The 1,212-nt window shown below is 35.7% G+C and carries 1 protein-coding gene and 1 pseudogene; both read right to left on the reverse strand.

Annotated features, from left to right (window positions below):
- Positions 1 to 226: 226 nt before the first annotated feature.
- Positions 227 to 925, reverse strand: a complete 699-nt coding sequence (locus tag PSF11_RS21040) for a hypothetical protein (RefSeq protein WP_225829614.1) — start codon at positions 923 to 925, stop codon at positions 227 to 229.
- Positions 926 to 973: 48 nt separating this feature from the next.
- Positions 974 to 1,212 (reverse strand): annotated as a pseudogene (locus tag PSF11_RS21045) (hypothetical protein); the annotation flags it as partial.

A 1,212-nucleotide genomic window follows, 5' to 3' on the forward strand; every position in this document is an offset into this window, starting at 1 on the left:
GGATTTGTTTGGCAAGGGAAGACCCCGTAAGCACTGTACCACCTGTGTTGGTGGTATCATTTTTTAAAATAATTTTACGACCGTTAACTGTGCTGCGCATATTAATATCCTTACATATTTAGTGCTTCACTATTGTCAATTCCAAATAAACTTTTTCATTAACTAGTTCAACAAGCTTTCCTTTTTTCTTCGGGCGTCATTACACTTACTTTATAGTTCTGAGCTTCTATGATATTAAGTCAAAGCTCCATGGGATAAGCCCTGAAAATTGTAACTGACCAAACCACTTTGGTCTGAGTTCGTCTTGAAAACAGTTCAGCCCATCTAGATACTGTGCAATAACACAAAGAAAAATAATATTCTCTTTACGTATTGGCATTGAATTAATATTCTTTAACGCTTTTTTTAAAAATAAATCTTTTTCTTTATAGTTATCACTAAATTGTTTATTCATATCCTTTAATAGAAACAATTCAATTTCTGATTTTAGTATTGAGGGGTCATTACCGATAACCGGATAGCGTTTTTTGGCATAATCGATAATTTCGCTGACATTATGTGATAAATCGAGAGTTTGATAATGCTCAATCGTACCTTCCAACCACTCCTTACTTTTTGGGTCTTTGAACAAAACCACTTGTTCAAGATGCTCTTGTACCGTTTGAAATAACGGTGACTGTGCGTAAAATTTCCCACAATAGAGCATGAGTGTTGTCTGCGTAACGCACAAATATTGGCTCGCTCGACCAATCGATTCAAAGTACACATAATTTTTCTTTAGTTGATTAAACAACGCCTCTCGCTTAATTTCATAATGTATTAATGCAGATTGATGCTCTTCTTCAAAATAGCTTACTGCATCAAGATAAAAGGCTTGCAGCTTATTATCGCGAATAATTTGTTTACTTTGTGCTGTCAGCTTCATGACATTACCCATATCTAAAGGCGGTCAACTACCGCCTATTTACCATCGTTAAAATAGCTTATGAATAACTTGAAGCTCTGGATTAATCGAAATCAAGTCATCAATCATTTGGTCATAAATAGCAGGCCTATTTTGTTTCCAACCCACCATATCTGGGCGGTGATCAATCGCCATTGGTGTTTTTAATAGTGGATGATCTATGACAGGGGTTGTTAACCCATGTTTAGCACGGAAATTTTTGACGGCTTGGTATTCAAACGGCCACGCTAATAAAATTTCCATGTCTA

The organism is Providencia sp. PROV119 (assembly GCF_028482435.1).
Taxonomy (GTDB): domain Bacteria; phylum Pseudomonadota; class Gammaproteobacteria; order Enterobacterales; family Enterobacteriaceae; genus Providencia; species Providencia stuartii.